The organism is Luteimonas chenhongjianii (genome assembly GCF_002327105.1).
Classification (GTDB): Bacteria; Pseudomonadota; Gammaproteobacteria; order Xanthomonadales; family Xanthomonadaceae; genus Luteimonas; species Luteimonas chenhongjianii.
On record NZ_CP023406.1, the window covers coordinates 2015076 to 2030331 of the forward strand.

General features: G+C 67.0%; 13 protein-coding genes. 10 read left to right on the forward strand and 3 right to left on the reverse strand.

All coding sequences use genetic code 11. The features are described from left to right. Nucleotide 1: 1 nt before the first annotated feature. Nucleotides 2-502, reverse strand: a complete 501-nt coding sequence (gene smpB / locus CNR27_RS09225) for an SsrA-binding protein SmpB (RefSeq protein WP_096298161.1) — start codon at nt 500-502, stop codon at nt 2-4. Nucleotides 503-540: 38 nt separating this feature from the next. On the opposite strand from smpB, the gene CNR27_RS09230 reads away from it, so the two are divergent. Continuing rightward, entirely contained in the window at nt 541-975 is a 435-nt protein-coding gene (locus CNR27_RS09230) for a type II toxin-antitoxin system RatA family toxin (RefSeq protein WP_096298163.1), read from the forward strand. Continuing rightward, nucleotides 972-1256 (forward strand): RnfH family protein, encoded by a 285-nt coding sequence (locus CNR27_RS09235; protein ID WP_255409776.1) that lies wholly within the window; start codon nt 972-974, stop codon nt 1254-1256. The genes CNR27_RS09230 and CNR27_RS09235 overlap by 4 nt, the downstream gene beginning before the upstream one ends. A 7-nt stretch (nt 1257-1263) precedes the next feature. Here CNR27_RS09235 and CNR27_RS09240 read toward each other — a convergent pair whose 3' ends face one another. Next, entirely contained in the window at nt 1264-1644 is a 381-nt protein-coding gene (locus CNR27_RS09240) for an outer membrane protein assembly factor BamE (protein WP_096298167.1), read from the reverse strand. Between the two features lie 118 nt (nt 1645-1762). Between CNR27_RS09240 and fur the strand changes: the two genes are divergently transcribed. Then, complete coding sequence (fur, locus tag CNR27_RS09245; RefSeq protein ID WP_096298169.1) at nt 1763-2167, forward strand: ferric iron uptake transcriptional regulator; 405 nt, start codon at nt 1763-1765, stop codon at nt 2165-2167. 51 nt (nt 2168-2218) lie between these two features. Here the strand turns inward: fur and recN are convergent, their stop codons facing one another. Then, the gene (gene recN, locus CNR27_RS09250) at nt 2219-3904 is read right to left on the reverse strand and encodes a DNA repair protein RecN (RefSeq protein WP_096298171.1); all 1686 of its coding nucleotides are present in this window, start codon (nt 3902-3904) and stop codon (nt 2219-2221) included. A 122-nt stretch (nt 3905-4026) separates the two neighbouring features. Here recN and hrcA point away from each other — a divergent pair, with 122 nt between their 5' ends. The 7 genes from hrcA (at nt 4027) to carB (ending at nt 15250) form a co-directional block, all read left to right on the forward strand. After that, nucleotides 4027-5070, forward strand: coding sequence for a heat-inducible transcriptional repressor HrcA (hrcA, locus tag CNR27_RS09255; RefSeq protein ID WP_096298173.1), 1044 nt, complete (start codon nt 4027-4029; stop codon nt 5068-5070). A 63-nt stretch (nt 5071-5133) separates the two neighbouring features. Further along, on the forward strand, nt 5134-5664 hold the full coding sequence (gene grpE / locus CNR27_RS09260; RefSeq protein ID WP_096298175.1) for a nucleotide exchange factor GrpE: 531 nt from the start codon (nt 5134-5136) through the stop codon (nt 5662-5664). Between the two features lie 127 nt (nt 5665-5791). Further along, nucleotides 5792-7714 carry a molecular chaperone DnaK gene (gene dnaK, locus CNR27_RS09265; RefSeq protein WP_096298177.1) on the forward strand — a complete coding sequence of 641 codons (1923 nt, stop codon included), beginning with the start codon at nt 5792-5794 and terminating at the stop codon, nt 7712-7714. Between the two features lie 136 nt (nt 7715-7850). Next, nucleotides 7851-8981: a molecular chaperone DnaJ gene (gene dnaJ / locus CNR27_RS09270; protein WP_096298179.1), complete on the forward strand. Its 1131-nt coding sequence runs from the start codon at nt 7851-7853 to the stop codon at nt 8979-8981. A 1004-nt stretch (nt 8982-9985) separates the two neighbouring features. Continuing rightward, the gene (dapB, locus tag CNR27_RS09275) at nt 9986-10711 is read left to right on the forward strand and encodes a 4-hydroxy-tetrahydrodipicolinate reductase (RefSeq protein ID WP_096298181.1); all 726 of its coding nucleotides are present in this window, start codon (nt 9986-9988) and stop codon (nt 10709-10711) included. 146 nt (nt 10712-10857) lie between these two features. Continuing rightward, nucleotides 10858-11979: a glutamine-hydrolyzing carbamoyl-phosphate synthase small subunit gene (gene carA, locus CNR27_RS09280; RefSeq protein WP_096298183.1), complete on the forward strand. Its 1122-nt coding sequence runs from the start codon at nt 10858-10860 to the stop codon at nt 11977-11979. Between the two features lies 1 nt (nt 11980). Further along, nucleotides 11981-15250, forward strand: a complete 3270-nt coding sequence (gene carB, locus CNR27_RS09285; protein WP_096298185.1) for a carbamoyl-phosphate synthase large subunit — start codon at nt 11981-11983, stop codon at nt 15248-15250. The last annotated feature ends 6 nt before the right edge of the window (nt 15251-15256 follow it).

Sequence of the window (15256 nt, forward strand, 5' to 3'; positions counted from 1 at the left end):
CTCAGGCGTTCTTGTTGTGCGCCCGCATCGCGCGCTGCTTGTCCCGCGCCCAGTCGCGATCGCGTTCGGCGTCGCGCTTGTCGTGTTTCTGCTTGCCCTTGGCGAGCGCGATCTCGGCCTTGATCTTGTTGCCCTTCCAGTAGAGCGCCGTCGGCACCACGGTGTAGCCGTCGCGCTGCACGCGGCCGATCAGTGTGTCGATCTCCCGGCGGTGCAGCAGCAGCTTGCGCGTGCGGTGCGCATCGGCGACCACGTGCGTCGAGGCCTGGATCAGCGGCGTGATCTGCGCGCCGACCAGAAACAGCTCGCCGCGGAGCACGACCGCGTAGCTGTCGCCGATGTTGGCCCGTCCCGCGCGGATCGCCTTGAGTTCCCAGCCCTGCAGCGCGAGACCCGCCTCGAATCGATCCTCGAGCTGGTATTCGTGCCGAGCGCGTTTGTTCAGCGCGATGGTGCCCGTGCTGTTTGCCTTATCCTTGCCGCCACCGCTTTTCTTGCTCATCCGTCCATTGTCTCCGAAGCAGCTTCCCCAGGCGAGTCATGCCCAAGATTGAACGTAGTGCCCTTGTCGGGCATCCCCCCGAACGCATGTATGCGCTGGTCAATGATGTGGCCGCCTATCCGCGCCGCTTTGCCTGGTGCGACGCCGCCGAGATCCAGGAGGACTCGGAATCGCGCATGGTTGCGCGGCTCGATCTCGGGCTTGGCGCCTTGCGCACGTGGTTCACGACTGAAAACACCCTCTCGCCACCCGACTCGATCGACATGCAGTTGCGCGATGGTCCCTTCAAGTCGCTGCACGGGCGGTGGACCTTCCAGGCGCTGGGCGAGGGCGGCAGCAAGGTCACGCTGCTGCTCGAATTCGAACCCCGGAGCCGCCTGCTGCTGCCCGCGTTGACTCTGGGCTTCCAGGGCCTGGCGGATCGCATGGTCAACGACTTCGTCCGCGTTGCCGATCGCGAGAACGCCGGGTGAAACAGGTGCACGTGGTCCGGGCCTGGCCCGGGCGCCATATGGACTGGACCTTGTCGCTGGATGCGCAGGCCACGGTCGCCGAGGCCGTGGCGACGATCCGGGCTTCATGTCCGGAAGCGCTCGAGGCCGTGGTCGGCTACGCCGTATTCGGACTCCGCGTGCAGCCATCCACGGAGCTGCACGATGGGGACCGCCTCGAGCTGCTGGAAGCGCTGAAAGCCGATCCCAAGGACGCACGCCGGCGACGCGCCGCAGCCAGTCGCGAGGGGCGCGACCGCTGAGGCTGGATCAGCGGCGGTTCTTTTCGCGGGGCAGGTTGCCGAACTTGCGCATCTGCGCGGCGAGTTCTTCATCGCGCTTGGGGAAATAGTCGCCTTCCCAGCGCGCGAGCTGATCGTTCTCGAAGAACACGGTGAAATTCTTCACCTCGGTACGGCCACGCCGGTCCACGCGTTCGGATGCGGTGTAATCCCAGCGCTGGTGATGGAAGGGGTCGGAAATCGACGGCGTGCCCAGCAGCGCTTCGACCTGCGCCTTGCCCATGCCCACCTGCAACTGCTCGACGGCGGACCCATCGATCAGGTTGCCCTGGTAGATCGGCTGCTTGTAGAGCACGCCACAACCGGCGGTGGCCAGGGCGAGAACCGGTACGAGGAGAAGCTTGTGCATGGCGTGGGAGACGGCCTTGGATGACCGGCCGATGATACACTGCGCAGACGCCGCGACCGCGATTCAGGCAGCTGGCGTTCACCGCCAGTGGAATGCCGGCCTGTACCTGGAGACACCCATGGAATCGCTCGACCTGCGCAAGGCCGGACTCAAAGTGACCCATCCGCGGATGCGGATCCTGCAACTGCTCGAACACCGCACGCCGCGGCAGCACATGACCGCCGAGGACATCTATCGGCAGTTGCTCGACCAGGGCGACGAGATCGGTCTGGCCACCGTCTATCGCGTGCTGACCCAGTTCGAAGCCGCCGGCCTCGTGCTCAAGCACAACTTCGAGGGCGGCCACGCCGTCTACGAACTCGATCGCGGCGGCCACCACGACCATATGGTCGATGTAGACACCGGCAAGATCATCGAGTTCGAAAGTGCCGAGATCGAGGAGCTGCAGCGGCAGATCGCCGAGCAGTACGGCTACATCCTCGAAGAGCATTCGCTGGTGCTCTACGTGCGCAAGAAGCGCTGAGCCAGCGCGGCATCGACCGGCGCGCGCTGTCCTCGCGCGCTTTCCCCTCGATCAGACGTCCGCAGTCGCCAGCAGCTTGCGCGCCGCCGCGCGAGCTTCCTTGCTGATCTCCACGCCGCCGAGCATCCGCGCCAGTTCCTCGGCGCGCTCGCGGTCGTCGAGCCTCGACACCCGGCTCTCCGTCGCGCCATCGCTCGCGGCCTTGTGCACGCGGTAGTGCGCATGGCCTTTCGCGGCAACCTGCGGCAGATGGGTCACGCACAGCACCTGGCGCCCGGCACCGAGCGCACGGAGCTTGCGGCCGACGATATCGGCCACCGCGCCGCCGATCCCGGAATCGACCTCGTCGAACACCATGGTCGGCACCGCGTCGCTTCCGAGCGCGGCGACTTCGATCGCCAGCGAAATGCGCGAGAGCTCACCGCCCGAGGCGACCTTGCGCAGCGGGCGTGGCGGCTGCCCGGCGTTCGCGGACACCATGAACTCCACGCGTTCGGCGCCTTGCGGATCGGGACGGGTAGCGTCGAGCGCTTCGACCGCCACCTCGAACACGCCACCGCCCATGCCGAGCTCGTGGATAAGGGAAGTGGTCGCACTCGACAGCGACTTGGCTGCGCTGCGCCGGGCGGCGCCCAGGCGGTCGGCGGCCGCACGCCAGCGCGCCATCGCCGCCTCGATCTCGTCGTCGAGTTGCAGCAGGCGCTCGCCGGCGCCTTCGAGCTGGTCGAGCTCGGCGCTCAGGCGCGCCTGTACATCGGCGAGCTCCTCGGGCGTGACCCGGTGCTTGCGCGCGAGCTCGTGCAGGCGGACAAGCCGCTGCTCCAGCGTCGCCAGCTGTCCGGGATCGATGTCGAGATCGTCACGGACCTGGTCGAGCAGCAGCGTGGCTTCGTCGAGCTGGATCGCGGCGGCATCGAGCAGTGCATCCACCTCGCCCAGGCGCGGCTCGTGCGCGCGCATCCGGCCCAGCTCGTGGCGCAGCGTCTGCAGGGCCTGCGGCAGGCCGAAGGCGTCGTCGCCGCGCATGCGTTCGAGTGCGGAATCGCAGGCCTGGATCAGGCCGGCCGCGTTGGCCTGCCGCCGATGGGCTGCGAACAGCTCCGCGACCGCCTCGGCATCGAGGGCCTCCTCCTGGAGTTCCCCGAGCTGGTGGCGCAGCCAGTCGCGTCGCTCCTCCACATCACCGATGCCGGCGAGGGCTTCGCGCTCCTCGTGCAGCGCGCGCCAGGCCTGCGTGCAGGCGCGCACCTCGGCAAGCAGGGCGCCATTGCCGGCCTGCGCGTCCAGCAGGGCGAGCTGGCTGCCGCGGGCGAGCAGGGCCTGGTGTTCGTGCTGACCATGGATCTCCACCAGATGCCCGGCCAGTTCGCCGAGCTGGGCGATCGTTGCCGGCCGTCCATTGATCCAGGCGCGCGAGCCGCCGTCAGCGCGCAGGGTGCGGCGCAGCTGGCAGACCATTCCATTTCCGATCCCGCCGTCGTCGAGTTCGTTGTCCTGCAGCCAGCGCAGCGCGGGGGCGGCGTCCTCGAGCGAGAACTCCGCGTGCAGCTCGGCGCGTTCAGCGCCGTGACGCACGATCCCGCTGTCGGCGCGCTGGCCGGACAGGAACCCGAGCGCGTCGACCAGCAGCGACTTGCCGGCGCCGGTCTCGCCCGAAATGACGGTCAGGCCCGGGCCGAACTCCAGGTCGGACTGGCTGGCGACGGCGAAATTGCGGATGGCGAGATGGGTCAGCATGGTTGCGGATTGTGCCTTGGCGTGCCGTGGGCGGATAGCGGAACGCTTGATACCGGGCCTCCGTCTCACAGTCGGAGAACGCCGCGCTTGCGTCGCCGCTTGGCGCACCGTATACCGCCCCCATGCCGTCCGAACGCCGCCATCCGCTCGACCCGCGTGCCCGCCAGCTGTTGCGTACGCTGATCGGGCGACATATCCAGGACGGCGAGCCGGTCGGATCGCAGACCCTGGCGAAGCACGCCGGGCTGGATGTGAGCGCCGCGACCATCCGCAACATCCTCGCCGATCTCGAGGAGGCGGGCCTGCTGGCCTCGCCGCATACCTCGGCCGGCCGCATCCCCACCGCGCAGGGCTATCGCGTCTTCGTCGATTCGCTGCTGCAGGTCAAACCGCTGCGTGCCTCGGAGATGGATCGACTGCGCGGCGAGCTCGGCGCCGCGGGTGGCCAGCATTCGCTGCTCGGCAGCGCCTCGGAACTGGTCTCGGCGATGACCCATTTCGTCGGTGTGGTGTCGGTACCCAGCCGCGAGCAGCTGGCTTTCAGGCATATCGATTTCCTGCCGCTCGACGGCCAGCGGCTGATGGCGATCATCGTGTTTGCCGACCACGAGGTGCAGAACCGGATCTTCCAGACCCGGCGCAGTTTCCAGCTCGGTGAGCTCGAGCGGGTGGCCAACTACCTCAACCAGCAGTTCGCCGGGCGTCCGCTGGGCGACATCCGCGCCGCCCTGGTCGAGGAGCTGCGCCACGCGCGCGACGAGATGGAGGCGCTGCTGTCCCACACCATGGAACTCGCCGAGCAGGCGCTGGTGCCGGGTGACGAGGACATGCTGCTGGCCGGGCAGAACCGCCTAATCGGCGTGCAGGACCTGTCGGACCTGGACCGCCTGCGCGAGCTGTTCGAAGCCTTCGCGCGCAAGCGCGAGATCCTGCAACTGCTCGAACGCACCATGCGTGCGCCCGGGGTGCGGATCTTCATCGGTGAGGAGACCGGACTGGCGCCGCTGGAGGGCATGTCGCTGGTGACCGCGCCCTACGGCGCCGGCGGCCGGACACTGGGCGTACTCGGGGTGATCGGCCCCTCGCGCATGGCATACGAGCGGGTGATTCCGGTCGTGCAGGCGACCGCGAGCGTGCTCGGCGCGGCCTTGCAGCCCGAGCCTTGAATCGGGCCTGCACGGCCCCATAGCTGGCAGGTCGGCGGCCAGACGCCCGCCCCGGAACCAGACATGACCCAGCCACAGCACGATGCCCAGACCCCGAACATTCCAGAAGACGAGGCCCCCGAGGTTTCCGTCGAGCAGCGGCTCGCCGAGCAGGTCGAGCTTGTAAGCGCCGAGCTCGAGCAGCTCCGGGCGCAGGTGCTGCTGGAGCGCGCGGATCTCGAGAACCAGCGCAAGCGCCTCGCGCGTGAGGTCGAGAACGCCCGCCGCTTCGCCAACGAGCGTCTGCTCGCGGCGCTGGTGCCGGTGTTCGACGCACTCGAGGCGGGTCTTGCCAGTGCTCCCGAGGCCGACCCGCTGCGCAACGGGGTCGAGCTGACCCTGCGCGAGCTCACCAAGGCGACCGAGAGCAATGGCCTGGCCACCGTGGCGCCTGCGCCGGGCGACGCCTTCAATCCGGAGCACCACCAGGCGATGAGCGTGATCGATGCCCCCGGCGTGCCGGGCGGTGCGGTGGCGCAGGTGTTCCAGAAGGGCTACCTGCTCAACGAGCGCCTGCTGCGTCCGGCCATGGTCGTCGTCGCCAAGGCAGATTGACGCGGCGCCCCCGATACGGGTCGTCACCGGATGCGTCGCACCGCTTGAACGCTGTGTTGCGTGTCCCCAGATCACGGTTATGGACGGCGTTGCCGTCACCCAGACAACCTTCTAGAGGAAGCAGCGCATGGCAAAGATCATCGGCATCGACCTGGGCACGACGAACTCGTGCGTGGCGATCATGGACGGCGGTAAAGCCAAGGTCATCGAGAACAGCGAGGGCGACCGCACCACGCCGTCCATCGTCGCCTATACAAAGGACGGCGAAGTACTGGTGGGCGCCTCGGCCAAGCGGCAGGCGGTGACCAATCCCAACAACACCTTCTTCGCGGTCAAGCGCCTGATCGGCCGCCGCTTCAAGGACGCCGAAGTCCAGAAGGACATCGGCCTGGTCCCGTACAAGATTCTCGAGCACGACAATGGCGACGCCTGGGTGTCGACCAACGACGGCAAGCGCCTGTCGCCGCAGGAAGTGTCCGCGCGCATCCTCGAGAAGATGAAGAAGACCGCCGAGGATTACCTGGGCGAGAAGGTGACCGAGGCGGTGATCACGGTGCCGGCGTACTTCAACGACAGCCAGCGCCAGGCGACCAAGGACGCCGGTCGCATTGCCGGCCTGGACGTGAAGCGCATCATCAATGAGCCGACCGCGGCCGCGCTGGCCTACGGCCTCGACAAGTCGGGTGGCGACCGCAAGGTCGCCGTGTACGACCTGGGTGGCGGTACCTTCGACGTGTCGATCATCGAGATCGCCGAAGTCGATGGCGAGAAGCAGTTCGAAGTGCTGGCCACCAACGGCGACACCTTCCTGGGTGGCGAGGACTTCGACGCACGCGTCATCGACTACCTCGTCGAAGAGTTCAACAAGGACCAGGGCATCGACCTGCGCAAGGATCCGTTGGCGCTGCAGCGCCTGAAGGATGCGGCCGAGCGGGCGAAGATCGAGCTTTCGTCCTCGCAGCAGACCGAAGTGAACCTGCCCTACGTCACCGCCGACGCCTCGGGCCCGAAGCATCTCAACATCAAGCTCACCCGGGCCAAGCTGGAGGCCCTGGTCGAGGAACTGGTGCGCAAGACCATCGAGCCCTGCCGCACCGCGCTCAACGACGCAGGTCTGCGCGCGTCCGACATCAACGAGGTGATCCTCGTCGGTGGTCAGACCCGCATGCCGAAGGTGCAGGCGGCGGTGGCCGAGTTCTTCGGCAAGGAGCCGCGCAAGGACGTCAACCCCGATGAGGCTGTCGCGATCGGTGCGGCGGTGCAGGGTGGTGTGCTGGCGGGCGACGTCAAGGACGTGCTGTTGCTCGACGTCACGCCGCTGAGCCTCGGCATCGAGACCCTGGGTGGCGTCTTCACCAAGATCATCGAGAAGAACACCACGATCCCGACCAAGGCATCGCAGACGTTCTCGACCGCTGACGACAACCAGTCCGCCGTCACCGTGCATGTGCTGCAGGGCGAGCGCGAGCAGGCCCGCTACAACAAGTCGCTCGCGCGCTTCGACCTGACCGGCATCGAGCCGGCGCCGCGCGGCATGCCGCAGGTGGAGGTGTCGTTCGACATCGACGCAAACGGCATCCTGCATGTGTCGGCCAAGGACAAGAAGACCGGCAAGGAGCAGAAGGTCGAGATCAAGGCCGGTTCGGGACTGTCCGAGGAGGAGATCGCACAGATGGTTGCCGATGCCGAAGCGCATCGCGAGGACGACAAGCGGTTCCACGAGCTCGTCGCCGCACGCAACCAGGCCGACGCGCTGGTGCACAGCACCCGCAGCGCGATCAAGGACAACGGCGAGAAGCTTCCCGGTGATCTGATCGGCAATGCCGAGGCGGCGATCGCCGACGTCGAAACCGCGATGAAGGGTGAGGACAAGGCGCAGATCGAGGCCAAGTCGAAGGCGCTTGAAGAAGTGGCCCAGCGGCTCTTTGCCGCAGCCGGCGCTGCCGGCCAGCCGGGCGCAGGGGGTTCGGCCGGCGGTGATGCTCCCAGGTCCGACGATGTGGTCGATGCGGAGTTCACCGAGGTCAAGGACGACGAGAAGAAGTCCTGATCCACGTATGCGCCGCCCCGTGGCGGGCGGCGCTTCCTATCGCGCGACGCGGCCTCCGGTCGCACGAAGGGCGGAGCAATCCGCTCTTCGCGCATGTCCGCCTGCGCCGTGTCCGTAACTCCAGAACTGGCTGTCCATGAAACGCGATTACTACGAAGTCCTCGGTGTCTCCCGCTCTGCGAGCGAGCAAGAACTCAAGAAGGCCTATCGCCGTTGCGCGATGAAGCACCATCCGGACCGCAATCCCGGAGATTCCGCCGCGGAAGCCGCGTTCAAGGAGTGCAAGGAGGCCTACGAGGTGCTGTCGGACGGCGGCAAGCGGCGCATGTACGACCAGCACGGCCATGCAGCATTCGAGCACGGCATGGGCGGCGGCAACGCCGGGCCGGGTTTCGGCCAGGGCGCGGACATGGGCGACATCTTCGGCGACATCTTCGGCAACATCTTCGGTGGTGGCGGCCGCGGTGGACCGCGCCGCGGCGCCGATGTGGGATGCGTCGTGGAACTCGATCTCGAGGAGGCGGTGGGCGGAGTCGAGAAGCGTGTCGAACTGCCGACGCTGGCAGGGTGCGACGACTGCGACGGCACCGGCTCGGAAGACGGCAAGCGCGAGGTCTGCACGACCTGCGCCGGCCGCGGCCAGGTGCGCATGCAGCGGGGCATCTTCACGATGCAGCAGGCCTGTCCGCACTGCGACGGGCAGGGCCAGATCATCGCCAAGCCCTGCAAGACGTGTCACGGCGCAGGTCGCGTCGAGGACGAGAAGGTGCTGTCGGTGAAGATTCCGGCGGGCGTGGACAACGGGGATCGCATCCGTCTGTCGGGTGAAGGCGAGGCCGGGCCGGCAGGGGCGCCTCCCGGGGATCTGTATGTCGAAGTGCGGGTACGCCCGCATCCGATCTTCCAGCGCGACGGCGACGACCTGCATTGCGAAGTGCCGATCCGTATTTCCCAGGCGGCACTCGGCGATACGGTGCGCGTGCCTACGCTGGGCGGCGAGGCCGAGATCCGCGTGCCGGCCGAGACCCAGACCGGAAAGGTCTTCCGCCTGCGCGACAAGGGCGTCAAGTCGGTGCGCAGCCGCGCGCCCGGCGACCTGTACTGCAAGGTGGTCGTGGAGACTCCGGTCAACCTGACGGTCGAGCAGCGCGAGTTGCTGGCCCAGTTCGAGAGCACATTCAGTGGTGAGAACGCACGTCGGCATTCGCCCAAGTCCAGTACGTTCATCGACGGGGTGCGCGGCTTCTGGGAGCGCATGACGTCCTGAGTGCGGGTGGGCAACGCCTGCAACGAGCCGCCCGGCCATGTGCCGGGCGTTTTCGTTTCTCCGCCGTGGGGCGGCCTGTTTTCGGGTCGGCTTCGGCGGCGGCGGTCCCCGGGCCCAGGCGCCGGGTAAACCATCCACAGGCGGTGTGGATGGCCTGTCGACAATGTTGTGGATAAGCGTCGCAAGTACGCGTCCGCGCAAGGGACGGGCGAAGTGGTCAATGTGTCGCCACTGTGACGACGCGCACAGGCGCGTCGATTGCGGCGATTGCGCCGCGATCGCCGCCATGGCGCGGTTCCAGCGCGATTTGGAAGCAGCCGTCTTGACGCGCACCTCGTTTGGGTCTAGTCGCGGTGATGTCCACACGGGGTGTGGATGGTCGGATGACAAAGGTGTGGATAAGCCTTCGCATCGGCGTTGCGCCGGGCCCTTCGGCTGGTGGTCATTCCGTCGCCAATAGTGCGGCCGGGAGCCGGGATCGTGCTCCATCCGCGCATGCGCGCCGGCGTGCCCGGATCTCCGCAGTTGATCCAGCGGGTCGGTGACCCGAGTTGTGTCCGGTGACGCTTGACCCGCAGGTGGCGACGGGCTAGTCGCGCTTTCATCCACAGCGGGTGTGGATGGTTTGAGGACAAGGCTGTGGGTAACTCCTCCAAAGCCGCCTGCGTCCCGGTCCTCCGGAAGCTGGTCAGAATCTCGCCAACAGCCGCAAATCCGCTCGATCTGCCCCTTGACCCGCGCAATGCCATGCGGCACCTGCGAACGCCGCCGCCGGGCTCGCCGAACCCAAGAGGAAGTCGCCGGGTCGCGGGTGCTGTGGCGCCGGCTTTGCGTCCATCGAAAGGGGCGAGGTTGTCAGGCGCAAACCGCCGAAACCGCAGGCGAGGGTCAGGCAAACGTGTCCGCCGCGGCCCAAGGGCGGCACGCTAGAATGCGGACATGGCCATTCAACCGATTTCCAGCGCCGCTTGCCGCCCTCCCACGCGTGGTCTGCAGGTGTCCGCATGAGCGGCCGTGTGCGGGTGCTGGTGCACGGCGCGTCCGGCCGGATGGGCATGACGCTGCTGCGCCTGGCCGCCGATCGCGAGGATCTGTGCGTGTGCGCTGCGGTGTCCGGCCGTCCACCGAAGCAGCGGGTCATCGACGGGGTTCCCTACTTCGGGGCTTCCGAGCTCGCCGGCGTGCCCGCGTTCGACGTCGCGGTGGACTTCAGTCTGCCTGGCGGCTTCGACGCACTGCTTGCCCTGTGCCTCAAGCGCCGCGCGGCGCTGGTTTCGGGCACCACCGGTCTGGATGATGCGCAGCGGGCCGCGCTCGAATCGGCAGGTGGATCGATTCCCGTGCTGTGGGCGTCCAACTTCAGCCTTGGCGTTGCGGTCCTGCAGGATCTGGTGGCGCGCGCGGCGGCCGTGTTGTCGGGTTGGGATTGCGATATCGTCGAGTCGCATCACACGCGCAAGCTCGACGCGCCGTCGGGCACCGCGCTGACGCTGGGTGAGGCCGCAGCGGGGCAGGGCGCGACACCGCATTACGCGTCGATCCGCGCTGGCGATATCGTCGGAGAACATCTGGTGCAGTTCACCAGCCATGGCGAGCGGATCGAGCTGGTGCACCGTGCCACCAACCGCGACATCTTCGCCAACGGCGCTCTGCATGTCGCCGCGCGACTTGCGGGCCGCAACCCCGGCCACTATGCGATCGCCGATGTGCTGTCTGTTGATGCGGCCTGATCGCCGCATTCGCTGAACACACCGTGCGTGGCGCTGGCGCAGGGCGGGCCGCATCAGTACAATTCCCGCTCGCCTGAACCCCAAACCTCCGGACCGGTTTCCACCGCTCTGGCGGTTTCCTGCAACCTGACGTAGGCGAAGACCTCGTGACAGATTCCGCAATCCTCGTCCTTGAAGACGGCACCGTATTCGAGGGCATTTCCGTGGGCGCAACCGGCCTGTCGGTCGGCGAGGTGGTGTTCAACACCGCCATGACCGGCTACCAGGAAGTGCTCACCGATCCCTCGTACGCGCGCCAGCTGGTGACGCTGACCTATCCGCATATCGGCAATACCGGCTTCACCGACCAGGACGACGAAGCGTCGCAGGTCTGGGCGTCGGGCCTGATCGTGCGCAACGTGCCGCGCCGTCCGAGCAGCTGGCGCAGCCAGGTGTCGCTGCCGGAGTGGCTGCGCGCGCGCGGCATCGTCGCGATTTCCGAGATCGATACCCGCAAGCTGACGCGTCTGCTGCGCGACCGTGGCTCCATGAACGGCGCGGTGATGGCGGGCGAAGTCGATGTTGACGCGGCGCTCGAAGCCGCGCGCAAATTCCCGGGCCTCAAGGGCATGGATCTGGCCAGGGTGGTCAGTACGACCGAGCGCTACACCTGGACCGACGGCCAGCTGGATCTCGACGCGAACGCGTTCGTGCAGGCAGCGCCGAAGTTCAAGGTCGTTGCCTACGATTTCGGCGTGAAGCACAACATCCTGCGCATGCTGGCCGAGCGCGGCTGCGAGCTCACCGTGGTGCCGGCGCAGACGCCCGCCAGCGAAGTGCTGGCGATGCAGCCCGACGGCGTGTTCCTCGCCAACGGCCCCGGCGATCCGGCCCCCTGCGACTATGCGATCGAAGCGATCCGCAGCTTCATCGACGCGAAGATCCCGACCTTCGGCATCTGCCTCGGCCACCAGTTGCTGGCGCTTGCCGCCGGCGCGCAGACGCTGAAGATGCCGCACGGCCACCACGGTGCGAACCATCCGGTGCAGGACCTCGACTCGGGCAAGGTGCTGATTACCTCGCAGAACCACGGCTTCGCGGTGGACGAATCGACGCTGCCGGCCAACGTGCGCGTGACCCACCGCTCGCTGTTCGACGGCAGCAACCAGGGCATCGCACTGCAGGACGCGCCCGCTTTCTCGTTCCAGGGGCATCCCGAAGCGAGCCCCGGCCCGCATGACGTGGCGCCATTGTTCGACCGATTCGTTGCGCTGATGGAGGCGCGTTGACATGCCCAAGCGTTCCGACATCAAGACCATCCTGATCATTGGCGCTGGCCCGATCGTCATCGGCCAGGCCTGCGAGTTCGATTACTCCGGTGCCCAGGCCTGCAAGGCCCTGCGCGAAGAGGGCTATCGCGTCGTGCTGGTCAACAGCAATCCGGCGACGATCATGACCGACCCCGAGACCGCCGATGCGGTCTATATCGAGCCGATCAACTGGCAGACGGTCGAGAAGATCATCGCCAAGGAAAAGCCCGATGCGCTGCTGCCGACGATGGGCGGCCAGACCGCGCTCAACTGCGCGCTCGACCTGGCCGACAACGGCGTGCTCGAGAAGTACGGCGTCGAGCTGATCGGCGCCAAGCGCGAAGCGATCCGCATGGCGGAAGACCGTGAGCTGTTCCGCGTGGCGATGGGCGAGATCGGCCTGGAATGCCCGCGCGCCGAAGTCGCCCACACGCTCGAGGAAGCGCTCGACATCCAGACCCGCGTCGGCTATCCGACGATCATCCGCCCGAGCTTCACCCTCGGCGGTTCGGGTGGCGGCATTGCCTACAACCGCGAAGAACTGATCGAGATCGTCGGCCGCGGCCTCGAGCTGTCGCCGACGACCGAAGTGCTGGTCGAGGAATCGGTGCTCGGCTGGAAGGAGTTCGAGATGGAAGTGGTCCGCGACACCGCGGACAACTGCATCATCGTCTGCTCGATCGAGAACCTCGATCCGATGGGCGTGCACACGGGCGATTCCATCACCGTGGCACCTGCGCAGACGCTGACCGACAAGGAATACCAGCGCCTGCGCAATGCATCGATCGCAGTGCTGCGCAAGATCGGTGTCGACACCGGCGGCTCGAACGTGCAGTTCGGCATCAATCCGAAGGACGGCCGTGTGGTCGTCATCGAGATGAATCCGCGCGTGTCGCGTTCGTCGGCACTGGCATCGAAGGCAACCGGATTCCCGATCGCCAAGGTCGCGGCCAAGCTCGCGGTCGGCTACACGCTCGATGAACTCAAGAACGAGATCACCGGAGGCAAGACCCCGGCCTCGTTCGAGCCGTCGATCGACTACGTGGTGACCAAGATCCCGCGTTTCGCGTTCGAGAAGTTCCCGCAGGCCGACGCCCGCCTGACCACGCAGATGAAGTCGGTCGGCGAAGTGATGGCGATGGGCCGCACCTTCCAGGAATCGATGCAGAAAGCGTTGCGCGGCCTGGAGACCGGCAAGGTTGGTTTCGATCCGACCGGCCTCGACTTCAACGACGAAGACGACATGGCCACGCTGCGCCGCGAAGTGCGCGAGCCCGGCCCCGAGCGTCTGTTCTATCTCGCCGACGCGTTCCGCGCAGGCCTGTCGGTCGAAGATGTCTATGCGCTGTCGTTCGTGGACCACTGGTTCCTCGACCAGATCGAGGAACTGATCGCGACCGAATCGGAGGTGGCGGCCGCAGGCATCGATGCGCTCGACAAGGCGCGGCTGCGTGCGCTCAAGCGCATGGGCTTTTCCGATGCGCGCCTGGCGCAGCTGCTCGGTACCGACGAGCAGGCCGTCCGTGCACTGCGCCACGCCTTCGGTGTGCGTCCGGTCTACAAGCGCGTCGATTCCTGCGCGGCCGAGTTCGCGACCGACACCGCTTACCTGTATTCGACCTACGAGGACGAGTGCGAGGCGCAGCCGACCGGTCGCGACAAGATCATGGTGCTCGGCGGCGGTCCGAACCGCATCGGCCAGGGCATCGAGTTCGACTACTGCTGCGTGCACGCGGCGCTCGCGCTCCGCGAGGACGGGTACGAGACCATCATGGTCAACTGCAACCCGGAAACCGTCTCGACCGATTACGACACCTCCGACCGCCTGTACTTCGAACCGCTGACCCTCGAGGACGTGCTCGAGATCGTCGAGATCGAGAAGCCCAAGGGCGTGATCGTCCAGTACGGCGGCCAGACCCCGCTCAAGCTCGCGCGTGCACTGGAGGCCAACGGCGTGCCGATCATCGGCACTTCCCCCGAATCGATCGACCTGGCCGAGGATCGCGAGCGCTTCCAGAAGCTGGTCGACGAGCTGGGCCTCAAGCAGCCGCCCAACCGCACCGCGCGCAATCCCGAGGAGGCGCTGGTACTGGCGCGCGAGATCGGCTATCCGCTGGTGGTGCGTCCGAGTTACGTGCTCGGCGGCCGCGCGATGGAGGTGGTGCACGCCGATGCCGACCTCGCGCGTTACATGCGCGATGCAGTGAAGGTGTCGAACGATTCGCCGGTGCTGCTCGACCGCTTCCTCGACAACGCCGTGGAAGTGGACATCGATGTCATCGCGGACAAGGACGGCAACGTGCTGATCGGCGGCGTCATGGAGCACATCGAGGAAGCCGGCGTGCATTCCGGCGACTCCTCGTGCTCGCTGCCGCCGTATTCGCTGTCGAGCGAAGTGCAGGCCCGCCTGCGCGAGCAGGTCGTGGCGCTGGCGCGCAAGCTCAAGGTGATCGGCCTGATGAACACCCAGTTCGCGGTGCAGACTGACGACGAAGGCGTGGATACGATCTTCCTGCTGGAAGTGAATCCGCGCGCATCGCGCACCGTGCCGTTCGTCTCCAAGGCCATCGGCCTGCCACTGGCCAAGATCGCGGCGCGCTGCATGGCCGGCAAGACCCTGGCCGAGCAGGGCGCGACCACCGAGATCGTCCCTTCGTACTACTCGGTCAAGGAAGCGATCTTCCCGTTCGCCAAGTTCCAGAACGTCGATCCGATCCTCGGGCCGGAGATGCGTTCCACCGGCGAGGTCATGGGCGTGGGGCGCAGCTTCGGCGCCGCGTTCGCCCGCGCGCAGGAGGCGGCGAGCATCAAGACGCCGCCGACCAGCGGCAAGGTGTTCGTCTCGGTGCGCGACCCGGACAAGAAGCGCGTATTGCCGGTCGCCCGCGACCTGGTCGAGCGCGGTTACACGATCGTCGCCACCGCGGGCACTGCGCAGTGGCTGCGCGAGCACGACATCGCCTGCGAGCAGATCAACAAGGTCATCGAGGGCCGGCCGCATGTCGTCGACCTGATCAAGAACGGCGAGATCGCCTATATCGTCAACACGACGGAAGGCAAGCAGGCGATCGCCGACTCGTTCTCGATCCGCCGCGAGGCGCTGCAGCACCGGGTCACGTATTCGACCACCGTGGCGGGCGCCAAGGCGTTGTTGCATTCTCTGGAATATCGCGGCAGCGGGCCGGTGTGGTCGCTGCAGGAACTGCACGCGCAGCTCAAGGGCGGCGCGGCAGACACATCCACACATTGACGGAGG

What these genes read in the sequence shown, in the direction of transcription:
- CNR27_RS09240 (WP_096298167.1), bottom strand. Translation starts at nt 1,644, where the DNA reads ATGCACAAGCTTCTCCTCGTACCGGTTCTCGCCCTGGCCACCGCCGGT.
- grpE (WP_096298175.1), top strand. Translation starts at nt 5,134, where the DNA reads ATGACCCAGCCACAGCACGATGCCCAGACCCCGAACATTCCAGAAGAC.
- carB (WP_096298185.1), top strand. Translation starts at nt 11,981, where the DNA reads ATGCCCAAGCGTTCCGACATCAAGACCATCCTGATCATTGGCGCTGGC.
- dnaJ (WP_096298179.1), top strand. Translation starts at nt 7,851, where the DNA reads ATGAAACGCGATTACTACGAAGTCCTCGGTGTCTCCCGCTCTGCGAGC.
- recN (WP_096298171.1), bottom strand. Translation starts at nt 3,904, where the DNA reads ATGCTGACCCATCTCGCCATCCGCAATTTCGCCGTCGCCAGCCAGTCC.
- dapB (WP_096298181.1), top strand. Translation starts at nt 9,986, where the DNA reads ATGAGCGGCCGTGTGCGGGTGCTGGTGCACGGCGCGTCCGGCCGGATG.
- smpB (WP_096298161.1), bottom strand. Translation starts at nt 502, where the DNA reads ATGAGCAAGAAAAGCGGTGGCGGCAAGGATAAGGCAAACAGCACGGGC.
- hrcA (WP_096298173.1), top strand. Translation starts at nt 4,027, where the DNA reads ATGCCGTCCGAACGCCGCCATCCGCTCGACCCGCGTGCCCGCCAGCTG.
- fur (WP_096298169.1), top strand. Translation starts at nt 1,763, where the DNA reads ATGGAATCGCTCGACCTGCGCAAGGCCGGACTCAAAGTGACCCATCCG.
- dnaK (WP_096298177.1), top strand. Translation starts at nt 5,792, where the DNA reads ATGGCAAAGATCATCGGCATCGACCTGGGCACGACGAACTCGTGCGTG.
- CNR27_RS09230 (WP_096298163.1), top strand. Translation starts at nt 541, where the DNA reads ATGCCCAAGATTGAACGTAGTGCCCTTGTCGGGCATCCCCCCGAACGC.